Origin of the sequence: Myroides odoratus, from assembly GCF_001549985.1 — a bacterium.
GTDB classification, from domain to species: domain Bacteria; phylum Bacteroidota; class Bacteroidia; order Flavobacteriales; family Flavobacteriaceae; genus Flavobacterium; species Flavobacterium odoratum_A.
Map to the genome: position 1 here is coordinate 5,001 of NZ_LROZ01000016.1, position 17,136 is coordinate 22,136.

The following is a 17,136-nucleotide window of genomic DNA, read 5'->3' on the forward strand; positions in this document are numbered from 1 at the left end:
CTGTTTTTCACTTGCTCCATTTGTCATTTTCTTTATTCCATTTTTTATGGGATTCACTTTAGATAAAATGGTTCTCTTATTTACCAATGTGTTTTTTGTAATTTATTTTATCGGTTTATGTCTTTTTGTTTTTCTATTCAGTAGATACTGGATTAAGCGTTTATATGGTCGCTATTTAAAGCAGATGAAAGAAACATTAGATCAATTTAAAGCCTTGTCTTAATGTTTAATCTCTTAAATAAATCGTATAGCTCAAAGAATAATCTGATCCTAAGAAACAAACGAGATATTATTAGATTTGCGTTTAAGCTTTTCTTAATGGGAATGATGATTGGTGCTTATGTGGCGTATAATCAATACATATAAAATAAAGAAGTCCTATAGATAACACTATAGGACTTCTTATTTTTCTTTATAGGAGTTTATTAAATAAATTTCATTTTTTGAATTCTTACGGCATTTAAGATAGCCAGTAAAGCAACACCAACATCAGCAAAAACGGCTTCCCACATCGTTGCAATTCCACCAGCACCTAGAATGAGTACAATAATTTTTACCACTAAGGCAAGGGTGATGTTTTGGATAACAATTTTGCGTGTTTCTTTTCCAATGTGAATAGCGGTAGCAATTTTAGAAGGTTGATCGGTTTGGATGACAACATCTGCTGTTTCAATCGCTGCATCACTACCCAAACCTCCCATCGCAATTCCAACATCACTTAGTGCTAATACTGGGGCATCGTTAATTCCGTCTCCTACAAAAGCAATGGAGCTTGTCGGATGTTCTTTTTTCAATCGCTCTACTTGTTCTACTTTACCTTCAGGTAATAATCCTCCTAAGGCAAAATCAATTCCTGTTTCTTGAGCTACCTTCTGAGTAATAGTATCCTTATCCCCACTTAACATAATGGTTTTTTGTACGCCCATGGATCTCATTAATCGAATAGCATCTTTGGAATCTTCTTTAATTTGATCTGCAATGGTGATATAACCTGCATATTGATTGTCAATAGCAACTACAACAATACTTTCTACAATTGCATTAACTTCATTGGGATAAGCAATGCCGTGCTGTGTTAATAAAGCAGTATTACCAACTAATATTGCTTGATTATCAACCTCTCCAGCAAGTCCTTTACCTGATATTTCTCTTACATTTCTTGCTACTAATGTGGTTGGATAAGCTTCCACAATGGCTTTAGCAATGGGATGAGTCGATTGTTTTTCAATGGCTGCAACAAGTTGTACAAACTGTTCTTGTTGTATCGTTGTTTCTACTTTTTGAACCTTAAAAACACCTTCTGTTAAGGTACCTGTTTTATCCATGACGACCATATCTAATTTCGCCATTAATTCGAGGAAATTAGATCCTTTGAATAAAATACCGTTTCGCGATGCTGCGCCAATTCCACCAAAATACCCTAATGGAACAGAGATAACTAAGGCACAAGGACATGAGATTACCAAAAATACTAAGGCTCTTTCTAACCATTGGTTAAATACATAAGCTTCACCTAAGAATAGATAGGGTACGAAAGTTAACAACACTGCTAAGAAGAAAACAATAGGGGTGTATACTTTAGCAAATTTTCGAATGTACAATTCGGTTGGTGCTTTTCGAGTACTTGCTTCTTGTACCATCTCTAGGATTTTGGCTAGCGAACTATCTTGGTATAACTTTGTGGTACGAATTTCAATTACTTGTTCTAAATTGATCATGCCCGTTAGAACTGTTTCTCCTTTTTTATAGGTAGAAGGTTTGCTTTCTCCCGTTAGTGCAGATGTATTAAAACTTCCTTTATCGGATAATAAGGCTCCATCTAATGGGATTTTTTCTCCTACTTTAACCTGAATGCGCTCTCCAATCTGTACGTCCTCTGGATTGACAATGGTAAATGCGTTGTTGCGAAATACATTGGCCTCATTTGGACGGATATCTAATAGGGCTTTAATATTGCCTTTTGCTTTGTTTACTGCCGATTCTTGAAACATTTCTCCAATGGTGTAAAATAGCATTACTGCCACGGCTTCAGGATATTCTCCAATTGCAAAAGCACCTAAAGTAGCAATTCCCATTAATGAAAATTCATTAAAGAAATCTTTTTTTAGCATTAAAGAAAAAGCTTCTTTTAATACTGGAAAACCAACAGGAACATAAGCCGCTAGATACCAAAGTACGCGTAAAGTAGGGTTGTTGATGAACCAATCCGCTTTTAAAACATTGGCAAATAATACGCCTAAAAAGAATAAGAGAATACTGAAACCAATGACGTATTTGCTATTCATTTCCCCATGATTGTGGTCATGGTCATCATGACTTTGGTCGTTGTGGTTGTGGGCTGGTTTTGTGTTGAATTCAAGTTTTGAATTACAGCAACTGTCTTTATCTTGATGTATCATAACTATTTATATTTATTCTTTAGACAAAGTTAAGTACTTCTGTACAATATAAATAGGGCGGATGCATGTTTGCAACACTGCTACATTTGGTGGTGTATGGTTTGCGGTTTACGGTTTACAGTGTACGGTTTACAGTGTACGGTTTATGGTTTATGGTTTACAGTTTACGGTCTACAGTTTACTCTCTTTTACATAGTTCTTTTTGAAGCTATACATCAACGGAAAACTTCTACAACACATCCAGACAGCAAAAGCGATCCATACACTGTACAATTGAAAACCAAGGTAGTCTAAGAAGAGTAACGTTGGAAGAAAGCCACAAAAGGTAGCAAATATTAAATTGTTTCTCAGAAATTTAGCATCTCCCATTCCTTTGAATATTCCGTCGTAAATATAGGCAAGGGAGTTGATGGGTTGTACTAATAAAATAATCCAAAATACCGAAGTGAATACGCGAATCACGTTAGGGTCTTGATTGAATAGCAAACCAATCTGTTCATAGAAGGCAAAACAAATAGCAATAAGTATAATGGAGATGATGATGGCATATTTGCTGATTGCTTTACTCATTTGCCACAGGGCATTATAGTTTTTTTCACCCAATAGCTTTCCTGCCATAGCATTTCCTGCTGTTGCATATCCATCAATAAAAAAGGAAAAGAACAACCAGATATTCATCAAGATACTCTGGGCAGCAATAAAGCTTTTCCCGTAACCAGTAGCATAAGCATTGGCTAAGTAGATGGCGACGTTTAAGGTTGCTGTTCGAATAATAAAATTAAAGCTCATGATGATAAAGGGCTTCAATCTAGGGTTTATATTTTTGCTAATACGCAGGGTAAAAGGGGTATACTTAAAGAAATAATAGAAAGCCATGATTAGCATAACGGTTTGTGCGATAACACTGGCATAGGCAGCACCTTTAATGTGATATGCAGGAAGGTAACCCTCAATACCATACACCAATAGATACGTTAATACAACATTGAGTAATGCTCCTGTTAGGCTACATTTCATTGCCCAAATGGTGTTCTGTAACCCTCGAAAAACTCCATACAAGGCAAATGTAATGAGCGTTAATGGAAAGCCCCATGCACGGATTAAATAGTATTCTTTAGCATAAGTAAGTAGTAATCCCTCAGCGTTATAGGCCGTAAAAATTTCATGTACAAAGATTGTGGTCGTTAAAAATAGGAGTAGACTTAAGGTGAAGTTGAACAGAATGGCTTGAGGAACTAAGGTTTTAATTGCGATCAGTCGATTGGAACCATAATGTTGAGATACCGTAGCAGATAGCGAGGTCTTGGTTTGGGCTACTACCCAAATGATTGCCGATAAGAATGATCCTACAAGACCAACTGCACCTAATGCTTCTACACTATTTTCTTTGAGATTTCCTACGATGGCAATATCAGTTAATGTAATGATAGATTCTGAGATTCCTGAAAAAATAGCAGGTATTGCAAGTGTATTGATTCCTTTAAATGTAATTGACTGGTCCATGTAGTTCTTCTCCTTATGCTAACAAGGGCAAAGGTCGTCAAAAACAAAGAGCAAAAAAAATGTTCCTAACCAAGGATATGGTTAGGAACATCTTATAAAAAAAAATTAATTGAATGATTAAAAACGCATCCCTACACCAAAACCAATCAACATAGGGTCAATTTTTACTTTAGCAGGAATATTTAATTGTTCTCCTGTAGGATTTAAATTGGTTGCATCTACTGTTACGTCTGTTTTCAAGAATAGTTTTTTGAAGTCAACGTTGATAAAGAATTTATCCGTGATGTCGATGTCAAACCCGAATTGGTATCCCCAACCAAATTTATTGTCATATGAAATATCTCTTGCAGCTCCTGATTTTTCATTGTAGAAAATCGTGTAGTTCACCCCAACCCCAACATACGGTTTGAAGTTATTTGTTACCGGGTAGTGGTATTGTACCATTAATGTAGGAGGTAATAACCATACACTTCCTAAGTCTACATTAGCTGATTCAGGTCCTTTAATAGGAGTTAGATCAGAACCTAATGTTCCCACTGTGTGTCTTGAAGTACCTAAGATTAACTCTGCAGCAAGGTTTTCTGTAAAGAAATACGTAAAGTCAAGCTCTGGGATAAAGTTGTTATTCACATCGATTTGCCCTCCAATTGTGCTGATATCAGCTCTATTGTGTGGAATAACTCCCACACCACGTAGGCGAACTTGCCATTTGTACGATTCTTTCTCGTTTGTAGGTGTTTCTTGAGCAGTAGCCGTATTACCCATTAATAAAACAGCTCCTAATAATGATAGAAATAGCTTTTTCATAGTTATCTGTATTACAATTATACTTTAACAAAAGTATCCATTGTTTTAGTATAAAAACATGATTTTTATCATTGTGTTGTATTTTTCTTTGCACAAAATTCTAATCTTGTTATGAATTTGTTTTATTTAAGATAAATTATTATTTTTAAGTATAAGACTTTTAAACATGAAAAAAACAATTGTATTTGGAGCTTCCTTAAAAGAAGAACGCTATTCCAATCAAGCGATTCGAATGTTGCGTGAATATGGACATCCTGTAGTCGCTCATGGTTTGCGAGCAGGAAGAGTTGGGGATGTTGATATTGAAACGGATAAAAAAATATATCACGATATTGATACTGTTTCCTTGTATCTCAATCCAGAAAGACAAGAAGAATTTTACGACTATATTATCGAATTGAAACCGAATCGGGTGATTTTTAATCCTGGAACAGAAAACCCCAATTTTTACAAGCGGTTGATTCGAAATAATATCGGATATGAAGAAGCCTGTACTTTGGTTCTTCTACGCACGAATCAGTTTTGATTTAGAACTAATACACCACAATAACACGAAAGTTATTAAGGCATTAACGAGGATTAATTCATTGTCAAAAACATAGCCATTCAATAGTGCAGTAGCATTGTTGCTAAACCACAAAGTTGCAAAAGGAGAGAGGATACAGATGTAAGGAACAAGCTTGTCCTTCACTTGTCGATTTTTAAATAAAATAGCAAAACTAAATAGTCCTAATAGCGGGCCATACGTATAAGAAGCAATTTTAAAAATCATACTGACCACAGAGGCATCATTGATGGCATTAAATAAGATAATGACCAAAAACATTAAAATAGAAAAACCAAAGTGAACCAACTTTCTTCTCCATACGTTGGAAGGATTGGCTTTGTCTTTGTCCATGTGTAAGAAATCAATACAAAAAGAAGTAGTAAGGGCAGTTAATGCAGAATCTGTTGTAGCAAAAGTAGCAGCTGTCAATCCTAATAAAAAGATCAAAGCAGGAATGAGCGCTAGGTGGTTGAATGCTATTTCTGGAAATAGTAAATCGGTACGTGGCTTTTGAGTTACTGCATCTAGAGGAACATCAATTCCTTGGTTGTTTGCATAGATGTAAAGAAGCGCTCCAATTCCCAAGAACAAAAGATTAACAAGAACGAAAATCCCCGTAAAGGAATACATGTTTTTTTGCGCTTCTTTGATGTTCTTACAGCTTAGGTTTTTCTGCATTAAATCTTGATCCAACCCAACCATGGCAATGGTGACGAATATACCACCTACAAACTGTTTGATAAAGTGGTAGCGACTTCCCATGAAATCTTCAAAGAAGAAAATTTTGGAATAGTTGCTATTTTTAACAGATTCAAAAGCTTCAATTGCTGATAAATCCAATTGATGACAAATGAAAATAATGGTTAAGATCACCGAAGAAACCAAGAAGAAGGTTTGTAGTGAATCGGTGATAATAATCGTTTTTAATCCGCCTTTGTAAGTATAAGCATAAATCAATAAGAGAGCTATTAATACTGTTGCAAAGAACGGAATACCAAAGTAATCAAAGACATAACGCTGTAAAACAATTACGACCAAATACAAGCGAAAGGCTGAACCAATTGTTCTACTGAGTAAGAAAATGGAGGCTGCACTTTTATAGCTGTAGAACCCCAGTTTTTTCTCAATATAGGTGTAAATGGAAACTAAATTATACTTGTAATACAAAGGAAGAAGAATGGCTGCAGTGATAATAAAACCAACAGCATTTCCCAAGATGAACTGAAAATATTTAAACTGTTCCCCATTCGGAGAACCTACTTCACCAGGAACGGAAATAAAGGTTACACCAGATAAGGCTGTTCCAATCATTCCAAAGGCGACCAAATACCATTTTGCATTTTTGTTGGCGCTAAAAAAGGCATCATTACTACTGTCTTTTTTACTTGTTAACTGAGAAATTCCAATGAGCATTCCAAAGTAAATAGCGATAATAATGATGATAGTGATAGGCGTCATGGTATCCGTATTTTTTGTATTTCCAGAAAATCAAAAGTAAGTAAATTTTATAGATCTATTTCTATGTGTGGTGATGAAAAAAAGGACAGGAGGAGTGGTTTGAAGTCAAGGGCTTATCCTAGAAGACTTGTTTTCTGATAGTAAAGACGGATCATATAAAAACATGGAAAATAGTTGTATATTTTATATCTTTGTCGGATGGATTTCCCTTCAAAATTATTAGAAAAGGCAGTAGAAGAAATAGCTCAACTGCCTGGAATTGGCAAGCGTACTGCTTTGCGATTAGCTTTACATTTATTAAAACAACCCGAAGAACAAACGGCTCGTTTGGTACAGGCGTTGGATAAGATGCGTCGTGAGATTAGTTATTGTGCTAGCTGTCATAATATCGCTGATGCAGAAATCTGTGAAATTTGTTCGAATCCTTCTCGAGATCACCAAATTATCTGTGTTGTTGAAGATGTACGCGATGTTATGGCCTTGGAAAACACCCAACTATTTAAGGGGATTTATCATGTTTTGGGCGGGAAAATATCGCCTATAGATGGTGTTGGACCCAGTCAATTGAATATCCAATCACTAGTGGAAAAAGTAAAAAGTGGATATGTCAAAGAATTGATTTTTGCTTTAAGTTCAACGATGGATGGTGATACAACCAATTTCTATATTTATAAACAAATCAAAGATTATGATGTCATTACCTCAACCATTGCAAGAGGAATTGCCGTCGGAGATGAATTAGAATATGCCGATGAAGTGACATTAGGGCGTAGTTTGGTTCATCGTGTTCCCTTTGAAAATGCGTTTAGGTCGCTGTAACCATAACTGTTTACTTTTTTTTATAGCTAAGACGAAGAAAATGAGTGTTGTAGATTCATTATTCATCTTCGACTAGGAGTTGTTGTGCCTTTTTATTTTTAAAAAGTATAAATTACGCTAAATTTATTGTTAGGCTTGTCTAATTTTGTAATTTTGTATATCTAAACAAAAGATAGAAGAATGAATTTATCGGATTTAAAATTAGGAAGTAAAGGCATCATTAAGGGCATCGCTAAAGATTGTTCCAAAGAAGTGCATCAACGATTTCTCGATTTAGGATTTGTGGCTGGAGCTGTGATCTCAGTTCACAGTATCAGTCCATTAAAAGATCCGGTAGCTTATTCTATTTACAATACAATTATTTCTTTGCGCAAAGAGGATGCTCGAATGGTATTGCTAGAAGCAGAGAATGAATAAAGAGAAAAGGAACGTATATGACAACACATTCAGCCTGTGATTTATGTGATTTAAATAAAGCTGCTGATTTAAAAAAATTGGGTAATCTATCAGGTAAATACGATTATGCTATTGCATTGGCAGGGAATCCCAATACAGGAAAAAGCACCATATTTAATGCACTTACAGGGCTTAAACAACATACAGGAAACTGGCCTGGAAAAACAGTAACCCGAGCAGAAGGAAGTTTCTTATATGGAGACCAAACCTATCGATTGGTTGATTTACCAGGAACTTATTCGTTGATGTCTACTTCAGAAGATGAGGAAGTAGCACGCGATTATATCTTATTTGGAGAGCCCGATGTAACGGTGGTAGTAGTTGATGCAGGTCGATTGGAGCGCCATTTGAGTTTGGTTGTTCAAATTCAGGAAATTACAACTAAAGTTGTGGTTTGTCTTAATTTGATGGACGAAGCAAAGCGACATGGAGTGGAAATTGATGTACGTGGGTTATCTCGTGATTTAGGGGTGCCTGTTATTCCAACATCAGCCAGAAATAAAGAAGGGATTACCGAACTTCTACAAGCTATTGATCAAGTCGCAACAGGAAAATTTGTAGCCCAACAAAAGAATATTACAGGAATATCTGGAGCATCCAGAAAAGCAGTTCAAGATATAGCTACTGATTTATTGGCTTTAGATGCGCAATTACCAAGTGTCTCTTGGATTGCTATGCGTTTGATTCAACAAGATTCTAGTATTCAAGCGGCTTTAGCAAGTGGTACATTGTCTGCAACTATTACCGAGACACAAGTAGGACCAATTTTAGCTAAAGCGCGAAAGTACAACGAAGCATTAGGATTAGATTATTCAGATAATGTAGCGGGGGCTATTTTCGAGCAGGTTTCAACTATTGTAAAAGGACGTGTCCAAGTGGATGATAATCAACGAGCATTTCGAGTGGATCGCTTGATTGATCGCGTAGTTACTAATAAGCTATTAGGGTTTCCTTTGATGCTTTTAATGCTAGGAGGAATACTTTGGCTGACAATTATTGGATCCAACTATCCCTCAGAAGCACTATCTTATCTTTTATTAGAACAGCTGTATCCTTTTTTGAAAGAAGGAGCAGTGAGTTTGAATTTCCCTTGGTGGTTGAGCGGTTTTCTAATAGATGGAGTATACCTAGCAACGGCTTGGGTAATTGCAGTGATGTTACCTCCAATGGCCATCTTCTTTCCGCTATTTACACTGCTTGAAGATTTTGGTTATCTACCTCGAGTAGCGTTTAATCTCGATCGTATTTTTAAAGGAGCAGGGGCACATGGTAAACAAGCCTTAACGATGAGTATGGGCTTTGGTTGTAATGCTGCAGGAGTGGTAGCAACGCGTATCATCAACAGTCCACGGGAAAAGCTAATCGCAATTATTACCAATAACTTTTCGCTTTGCAATGGACGTTGGCCTACACAAATTTTAATGGCTACTATTTTTATTGGTGCTTTAGTACCTAAATATATGGCTCCTACTGTATCTACTTTAGCAGTAGTCGGAATTGTCGTGTTGGGAATCGCATTTACGTTTTTTACTTCGTGGATGTTGTCCAAAACGATGCTTAAAGGAGAATCGTCCTTCTTCACCTTAGAATTACCACCGTATCGACCTCCAAGAGTATGGCAAACAGTTTACACCTCTTTGATTGATCGAACGTTAATTGTTCTTTGGCGCGCTGTTGTATTTGCAGCACCTGCGGGCGCAATCATTTGGTTAGTCTGTAATATTGATGTCGCAGATAAAAGTATAGCCCTTTGGATGATTGAAGGATTAAATCCATTTGCGGTTCTGATTGGATTGAATGGCGTGATTTTATTGGCTTATATTGTAGCAATTCCTGCCAATGAAATTGTTATTCCTACGATTTTAATGCTTACGGCTATGGTGTTAGGTGATGCTACATTAGGGGAAGGAGCAGGGGTGATGTTTGAAGTTTCAGATGGAGAGATAGCAACCATTTTGCAAATGGCAGGATGGACAACCTTGACAGGAGTCAACCTTATGCTGTTTAGTTTATTGCATAACCCATGTAGTACAACCATCTACACGATTTATAAAGAAACACATAGTGTCAAATGGACGACCGTCGCCTCAATTTTACCAATTATTTTTGGTTTACTGGTTTGTTTTACTGTTACACAACTTTGGCATATTTTCAGTTAATAATAAAAAAAGTCGAGTAAACTACTCGACTTTTTCTTGTTTTAGCCCTTCTCCAATGAGAATTTGCGGGCCTAAATATTTTGGTTTTTTATCAATGAAATGATCTAATAGCACTTTTACGCGAGCGAATTTTTCACGCAAAAGTGTTTTGAATCCATATTTACGCGTAACATCTTGTGCATTAAACCCTACTGTTTTTAAATTCAAATGATTAGCAATATATACTGCTCTTTCGTTGTGAAAGGGTTGTGAGATAATGGTAAAAGCGTCTTCATTGAAGATGGCTTGCATGCGATAAACAGAATCCAAGGTTCTAAAACCAGCATAATCTAAATAGATGCGATCTTTTGGTACCCCTCGTTCAATCAATGCTTCTTCCATATCTTTAGGCTCATTGTAATTTTCGCGACTATTATCTCCACTGACAACAATGAAATCAATTTTTCCCGCATGATACAGCTGTGCAGCTGCTTCAATGCGATAGGTGAAATAATAATTGAGTTGTCCACCATTCAGATGTTTTGATGTGCCTAAAACCATGCCTACTTTATGGTGAGGAACTTGGTCAATTTCATCAAACAACTGATCTTTGGTACTTGATGAAACCTGTGCATTGGCCCACCAAATAAAAAAGAATAGGACAAGACCCAATAGACCTATTCCCAGAATTATTCTTTTCATGCTTTGGAATTACAAAGAGATTAATACCAACGTTTTTTATTTTTTTTCGAGTTTTCGGATTTACGCGAATTGGCATTTTTTGCTTTATTTCGAAAATCTTTCTTAGGTGCTGCTTCTCCTTTTTTAGGTTCTTCTTTCCACGGGAAAGGATGATCTGTAACAATCTTAGGTTGAGTACGCGTAAATTTGACGATATCTTCCCAGTATTTTTTCTCAGATTTATCACAAAAGGAAATAGCCAATCCTTCATTTCCAGCTCGTCCTGTTCGTCCAATGCGGTGTACAAAGGTCTCGGGAATATTAGGCAAATCGTAATTGATAACAATGGGCAATGAGTCAATATCAATTCCTCTTGCAGCAATATCAGTGGCTACTAATACTTTTGTTTCTTTTTTCTTGAAACTATCTAAAGCCTCTTGTCGTAAGTTTTGGGATTTATCTCCGTGAAAAGCAGTTGCATGGATTCCATTCTTTTCCAGTGATTCTACTACAGCATCAGCGCCATGTTTGGTACGAGTAAAGACTAAAACATCACTTAACTTTTGATTGCGAATCAGGTGATACAATAGTTTTTTCTTTTCCCCTTTCTCTACGAAATACACCTGTTGCTTCACTGTTTTTGCACTTGATGAAATAGCATCAACCACGACGTACTCTGGTTTTTTTAAGAAGTTATGTGCCAATTCTCGGATAGGCAAAGGCATGGTTGCTGAAAATAAGAGCGTTTGTCTCGTATCTGGAGTAACTTGGATGAGTTTTTTTACATCATCAATGAATCCCATATCAAGCATTAAATCTGCTTCATCTAATACTAAACAATGGATATGATCTAAATTGAGGTGTTTTTGTTTGTATAAGTCCAATAAACGACCAGGAGTTCCAATAATAATATCAGCTCCTTTGTTTAGTTGTTCAATTTGAGGTTTGCTGGATACACCACCATAAATGGTCATTAAAGTTGCGTTGGTGTATTTGGCGTATAAGGTAAAATTATCTGCGATTTGTTGTGCTAATTCACGTGTAGGTGTTACCACTAATACACGTGCATTTTTTGTGCGTTTGGTATTGCCTAAGCGATGAAGATAATGCAAAATAGGCATGGCAAAAGCAGCTGTTTTTCCCGTTCCTGTTTGTGCGCAACCAATAACATCTTTTTCCTGTAAGACCAAGGGAATTACTTTTTGTTGAATGGGAGTAGGAGCTTGATAGTCAAGTTCTTCAATGGCGCGTAGAATATTTTTATTCAGTTGTAAATCTTCAAATGTCATAACCTATACTTATATTATAAGACAAAGGTACGCGTTTTGATAGCAATTAATGAAGTACCCTTCAAAAAAAGCGTGTTTTCTTGTTTTTAATTGATTGTCAATTAGGGAATTGTGAAAACGAGATTTAACGGAGTAACGCTTGGTGAATTTCACGAAGAGTTGCACGTGCTTTCACTGCTTCAATAGCTAAGGCTAAGACATTTTCACCTGGTGTTTGTACACCCTTGGAAAGTTTGAATAAAGCTTTCTCTACTTCTTGGGTTTGACGCGAAGGAATCGGATCAACAGCTAGTGCTACGGGACTCGGTTTAGGTTCCTCTGCGAGTTGTTTAGCGATTTGCGTTTGAATCAGCTGATTGAGTATGGGTTGTATTCCACCAGTACGTTCAATTTCTTGCAGGGTTTCCCATGTTTTGTTAGCGATATCTAGCGTTAATTTTTCTACATAATAACTGCCTGCCCAAGGATCCACCGTTTTACAACTTTTTAGTTCTTCAACTAAAAAGCGTTGCATTTGACCTGCAGTAAGCCCTATTGAAGGAGTAGGAGGTAATTGTAAATGAAGGGCTTGTGTACCTCCAAAAATAGCAGCAGTTGCTTCTATAGTGGCTGGACCTAAGGCCTCCAGAGCTTCATTCGGATCTAGAGGGATTGGTAGGGTTTGTGTGCGAATAGATAAGGCGAGTGCTTGCTCATTCTTTACATTCAAAGCCTTGAGTAATTTAGCCCATATTCCACGGGCAGCTCTCATTTTAGCTATTGTTGTAAAATGATGGAAGTCTGCAGACCAAGCAAATGAAAGATGAGTCGCTAAATAATCAATAGAAAGAACAGGTGTAGAAATTGCTTTGATTTGATCAATTCCATGTGCTAAACTATAGGCAAGCTCTTGATCTGCTGTCAGGTTCAGTGACTGAAAGACTTTGTTAGAAAGAGAAATCGCGTTGAATTTCGGGTGATTCTGATGCATGTATTCATTTAGATCAGCAACTATGCGATGAGCTGTTTCTAAGGTATATAATCCGTTTGATGTTAAAACGGTTAACAGCAAATCATACTGTACATGACCCGATAAGGATTTTCCTTCAAAACCCAATTCTTCCGCTGCTGCTAAGTAACAAGCCAATAAAGGTAAAATACTTTCATCCGTATACAGTGAAACGGCTATTTCATGAAGAGGAAGTTGGTTTAGTAAGACTTTCATCTCTTCAATTGAATGAATCGCATTTTGTTCTTGCGATGGATTAGAAATAAGCATGATTTCCGTTTGCCCTTGCTGAATCTGATTGCGATAGATTTGATTGCATTTTTCCAATGATGAACTTTGCGGAACTTGATTGCTTTGCCAAGGTTGTTGCACATACAGGGTAGGAGAAATTCCTCGTACATAAGGAGCAAATCCAGCAGCATAATGAAAATCTTCTAGTGCTAGGTTATCTTCTGTTCGATCTGTTTGTTGAATGACAATATCCTCAATCGTTGTAGTTACAGGGGAACTTGATTGTATTCCGAATAGCGTAGAATCTATTTTTAAATGCTGTAAATCCTTTCTTTTCATAACGAATAATCTTAGTTGTTTTCCTCTGTTAATCTATGTTGTTCGTAGCTTTCTGCTAAGCGTTTCTCTATTATTGGCGCAAGGAGTGTTTTGCGTGGTTTTTGTTTGACAAAAGGAAAAAGTTCCAATTGACTCTGTATCTTTTCGTTGGGGTTGGCTTGTAGATTTGTACCTACTAAAATTTCTTTTTGCGTCTGGAACATCTGTTGCTCCTTTGCTGCCGCTTCCTCAATTTTTCGTTGAATTGTCCCCTGATGAAAAGAAGTGATTAAACCATCTGCTTTTTCAATTTGCTTGATAATATCTAAAGCCTTTTCAGCAATTTGCTTGGTTAATTCCTCAATATAATAAGCGCCTGCTGTAGGATTGTCAACCGCTTGGAAATCACTGTCCTTTTTTAAGGAAAGTAGCTGGTTTCTAGCTATTTGTTGACTGGCGTAATTTTCTTTTCGATAGAGTGCATCATAAGGTAGATTCCCAACAAAATCTGCTCCTCCTAAAATAGCACTCATACACTCTGTTGTGGTGCGGAGAGCATTGATTGATGCTCCATATAATGTCTTATTGCGTTTGGTCGGTATGCTGATAATCTTTACGGCCCCTTGAGGTGCTTGATATTCTTGTGCAATTAAGCCAAAAAGTAAACGCAGGGCTTTGAGTTTAGCAATCTCAAAAAAGTAATTGGAACCTATAGCAACCTCAACAAAAACAGGCTGTCCTAGGGTCGTTACTCTTGAAAGGTATTCATTAAAATGATTACACGCGTACGCAACTTGTTGTACAAGGGTAGCTCCCGCTTGTTGATATGCTTTGGTATCAATGGTTAAATTGACTGTTGAATATTGATGGGTCAAGGCATGAACAATAGTAAAATCTTGATCGAGATTGTGAAACCAATTGCCCTCAGTTGCCAATTGATAAATCGGATCAACTAATAGATGAAGCGTATACTGGTGTTGAATGGCCCATTGTGCCACGCGTTCCATATAGACTTGATTTAAAAAAGTAGCCCTCAAAAAGTAAGTGACTTCTCGAGGTAAAGCATCAAGTAAAGGTATAACATCAAGATCAGTCGTAGCTAACGTAAAATAAATAACTTCGGACCCTTTTTGTAACGCATTTTTTGCATTGTTAATGGACTTCGCTATATCCTGAATATAGATGGTATGAACAATACGCCATTGGGTATTTTGAGTAGCGACAGGTAGCGGCTGACTTTCATCAGCATGATAGAAAGGACGTACTTTGATGCCTTCTAAACTTTCCCAAATTAAGGTTTCATTATAATCGGCTCCATTTAGTTCGTATTGAATTTTGTTCTTCCACTGTTTCGATGGAATGCTCGTAAATTCTCCGAAAAGATGATGATTCATAGGAATTAAATGTCAGGTTTACTTCGAAGATAGGGTATCAAATTCAATGATAAAAATATCTTCATTATCTCGCTTCATATAATATTTCTCTCTTGCGTATTTTTCTGTAGCATCGCCATCTTTTAAATTCTTGATGGCTTGTTTGTCCTTGTCTATTTCATTTTGAAAATAATCGCGTCTTTCTTCAAGTTTATCAATCTCTTGATCAATCGTATGATGTTCGATTAAGGAATAGCTATCAAAGAAAATAATCCAAACAAAAAAGCCAATAGTGATTAAAAAAAACGGGTTTTTCACTATTCGGATATATCTCAGTTTGCGAAGCATGCTTTTTGAATCCATTGGCTTGATTGTTATTTATGTGGTATAAAGTTAACCTATTTTCTCATTAATTACGGTACGAACAATATCAATTGCAACTGTATTGTAGGTATCATTTGGAATAATAATATCAGCATAGGCCTTTGATGGCTCAATAAACTGATCGTGCATAGGCTTTAAGGTGTTTTGATAACGATTAAGTACTTCAATCATATCGCGTCCACGCTCGGCAATATCGCGTTTTAATCGGCGAATTAAACGCTCATCTGAATCTGCATGGACAAAAATTTTAATATCACATAAGGCTCGCAATTCAGGATTACACAAAATTAAAATTCCTTCTACAATCATTACCTTTCGGGGATGTGTTAGAATATAATCGTCTGTTCGGTTGTGTTTTACAAAAGAATACACGGGTTGATTCACACTTTTTCCTTCTTTTAACTCTTTGAGGTGTTGAACCAATAAATCAAAGTCGATTGATCTTGGATGGTCAAAATTGATTAAGGTTCTCTCCTCTAAACTAAGATTGTCGGTCGCTTTGTAGTACGAGTCTTGGGATATAATACCTACTTCTGTTTCAGGTAGTTCGTTCATAATTTGATGAACTACGGTCGTTTTTCCACTTCCTGTACCGCCTGCAATTCCAATAATTAACATGTTTGCTTCTATATTTTCAGCAAAAATAAACATTAATCAAAGAGGGGAAAAACATTTTTTAAGATTAGCGCTTTGTTCTCCCTTTTTATTGGAGTACGAGTAGGGGGGATAAAAGCAGGAGGGATAAAAGAAGGATTGTATTGGATTATTAGCAGGACAACTTGTTATTTATACTTAATCTAATTTAAAAAAGTTATATTTGTCTTTCATCACAAGGAGGAAGAAATTGATTTTTATAAATAAAACAAGGATATATGGCTAAGAAAACTGTAGATCGAGGAATATTTACATTAAAAGAAAGAACTTATATTACGCCCCACTATATACGTATAACATTAGAAGGACAGGATACCCAAAAATTTAATCGTACTACAATTGGAGCAAACAATAAAATATTTTTAGCACCAGAAGGATGTGATCAAGTACATCTACCAGAATTCGATGCTGAAAAAGGACAATGGGTACCGATGGATGAGGCTATTCGTCCAAGTGTTAGAACCTATACCCATCGCGGAATCAATTTAGAAACCAATGAATTATACGTTGATTTCGTTGCGCATGGAGATGAAGGACCAGCTTCCAAATGGGCGATACATGCACCAATTGGCGCTAAGTTGGGCGTAGCTATGGGAACAGAGGCATCTGAATTGTATCCAGAAGCGGCCCGTTATATTTTAGTAGGAGATGCTACGGCTATTCCTGTTTTAGGAGCTATTTTGGAGGATTTGCCTACAGGAGCACAAGTAAAAGGATTCATTGAAGTAGAAACAGAAGCCGATATCCAAGATTTAAAGACGAAAGCACAAGCTGATATCGAATGGATTGTGAATCCAGCACCAGGTCAAGATACGCTATTGGCTGAAAAAGCATTGGCTTATATTGAAGAACAAGGAGAAATGGAATCTAAATTCGCCTATGTTGCGGCTGAGTTTTCCAATGTGAAATTATTGCGCAACTTCTTGCGCAAAGAGAAAAACTGGACTAAAGAGGAGCTGTATGCTTATTCGTATTGGAAATTCGGGAAAGCAGAAAATGTTTCTGAAGCGGATCGTCGTGCTGAAAAAGCAAGTTTAGACTAATCATAAAATGCAATACCTCCATACATGTTGTTATTGTCATTACAAAAG

Annotated in this window: 16 protein-coding genes (1 of these 16 cut by a window edge); 6 read left to right on the forward strand and 10 right to left on the reverse strand. The window is 36.6% G+C overall.

All coding sequences use genetic code 11. From position 1 onward, the window contains the following. Window positions 1-223, forward strand: partial view of a hypothetical protein gene (locus AWV75_RS14200; protein WP_060874999.1) — the 3' portion only. The gene continues 374 nt to the left of window position 1, outside the view; only the last 223 of its 597 coding nucleotides appear in the window; the start codon falls outside the window, past its left edge; the stop codon is at window positions 221-223. Between the two features lie 202 nt (window positions 224-425). On the opposite strand, the gene AWV75_RS14205 is transcribed toward AWV75_RS14200, so the two are convergent. From AWV75_RS14205 to AWV75_RS14215, 3 genes are all read right to left on the reverse strand, one after another. Further along, the gene (locus AWV75_RS14205) at window positions 426-2,399 is read right to left on the reverse strand and encodes a heavy metal translocating P-type ATPase (protein ID WP_060875000.1); all 1,974 of its coding nucleotides are present in this window, start codon (window positions 2,397-2,399) and stop codon (window positions 426-428) included. A 171-nt stretch (window positions 2,400-2,570) separates the two neighbouring features. Further along, window positions 2,571-3,902: an MATE family efflux transporter gene (locus AWV75_RS14210; protein ID WP_060875001.1), complete on the reverse strand. Its 1,332-nt coding sequence runs from the start codon at window positions 3,900-3,902 to the stop codon at window positions 2,571-2,573. 117 nt (window positions 3,903-4,019) lie between these two features. After that, window positions 4,020-4,709: an OmpW/AlkL family protein gene (locus AWV75_RS14215; RefSeq protein ID WP_060875002.1), complete on the reverse strand. Its 690-nt coding sequence runs from the start codon at window positions 4,707-4,709 to the stop codon at window positions 4,020-4,022. Between the two features lie 166 nt (window positions 4,710-4,875). Between AWV75_RS14215 and AWV75_RS14220 the strand changes: the two genes are divergently transcribed. Continuing rightward, a complete protein-coding gene (locus AWV75_RS14220) occupies window positions 4,876-5,235 on the forward strand; it encodes a CoA-binding protein (RefSeq protein WP_060875003.1) in 360 nt (119 codons plus the stop codon). On the opposite strand, the gene AWV75_RS14225 is transcribed toward AWV75_RS14220, so the two are convergent. Next, complete coding sequence (locus tag AWV75_RS14225; protein WP_060875004.1) at window positions 5,215-6,714, reverse strand: sodium:solute symporter; 1,500 nt, start codon at window positions 6,712-6,714, stop codon at window positions 5,215-5,217. The two genes, AWV75_RS14220 and AWV75_RS14225, sit on opposite strands and share 21 nt — an antisense overlap. Before the next feature lie 198 nt (window positions 6,715-6,912). Here AWV75_RS14225 and recR point away from each other — a divergent pair, with 198 nt between their 5' ends. The 3 genes from recR (at window position 6,913) to feoB (ending at window position 10,148) form a co-directional block, all read left to right on the forward strand. Continuing rightward, window positions 6,913-7,533: a recombination mediator RecR gene (gene recR, locus AWV75_RS14230; RefSeq protein WP_060875005.1), complete on the forward strand. Its 621-nt coding sequence runs from the start codon at window positions 6,913-6,915 to the stop codon at window positions 7,531-7,533. 180 nt (window positions 7,534-7,713) lie between these two features. Further along, the gene (locus AWV75_RS14235; RefSeq protein WP_060875006.1) at window positions 7,714-7,950 is read left to right on the forward strand and encodes a FeoA family protein; all 237 of its coding nucleotides are present in this window, start codon (window positions 7,714-7,716) and stop codon (window positions 7,948-7,950) included. A 17-nt stretch (window positions 7,951-7,967) separates the two neighbouring features. Beyond that, window positions 7,968-10,148: a ferrous iron transport protein B gene (gene feoB / locus AWV75_RS14240; protein WP_060875007.1), complete on the forward strand. Its 2,181-nt coding sequence runs from the start codon at window positions 7,968-7,970 to the stop codon at window positions 10,146-10,148. 21 nt (window positions 10,149-10,169) lie between these two features. Here the strand turns inward: feoB and AWV75_RS14245 are convergent, their stop codons facing one another. From AWV75_RS14245 to udk, 6 genes are all read right to left on the reverse strand, one after another. Further along, entirely contained in the window at window positions 10,170-10,829 is a 660-nt protein-coding gene (locus AWV75_RS14245; protein WP_060875008.1) for a SanA/YdcF family protein, read from the reverse strand. Between the two features lie 20 nt (window positions 10,830-10,849). Continuing rightward, on the reverse strand, window positions 10,850-12,097 hold the full coding sequence (locus AWV75_RS14250; protein ID WP_060875009.1) for a DEAD/DEAH box helicase: 1,248 nt from the start codon (window positions 12,095-12,097) through the stop codon (window positions 10,850-10,852). A 124-nt stretch (window positions 12,098-12,221) separates the two neighbouring features. Continuing rightward, on the reverse strand, window positions 12,222-13,655 hold the full coding sequence (locus tag AWV75_RS14255) for a methylmalonyl-CoA mutase family protein (protein ID WP_060875010.1): 1,434 nt from the start codon (window positions 13,653-13,655) through the stop codon (window positions 12,222-12,224). An 11-nt stretch (window positions 13,656-13,666) separates the two neighbouring features. Continuing rightward, window positions 13,667-15,028 (reverse strand): methylmalonyl-CoA mutase family protein, encoded by a 1,362-nt coding sequence (locus AWV75_RS14260; protein WP_060875011.1) that lies wholly within the window; start codon window positions 15,026-15,028, stop codon window positions 13,667-13,669. Between the two features lie 18 nt (window positions 15,029-15,046). Continuing rightward, a complete protein-coding gene (locus AWV75_RS14265; RefSeq protein WP_060875012.1) occupies window positions 15,047-15,370 on the reverse strand; it encodes an FtsB family cell division protein in 324 nt (107 codons plus the stop codon). Window positions 15,371-15,400: 30 nt separating this feature from the next. Continuing rightward, window positions 15,401-16,009, reverse strand: coding sequence for a uridine kinase (gene udk, locus AWV75_RS14270; protein WP_060875066.1), 609 nt, complete (start codon window positions 16,007-16,009; stop codon window positions 15,401-15,403). 254 nt (window positions 16,010-16,263) lie between these two features. Between udk and AWV75_RS14275 the strand changes: the two genes are divergently transcribed. Beyond that, window positions 16,264-17,088, forward strand: a complete 825-nt coding sequence (locus tag AWV75_RS14275; protein ID WP_060875013.1) for a siderophore-interacting protein — start codon at window positions 16,264-16,266, stop codon at window positions 17,086-17,088. The last annotated feature ends 48 nt before the right edge of the window (window positions 17,089-17,136 follow it).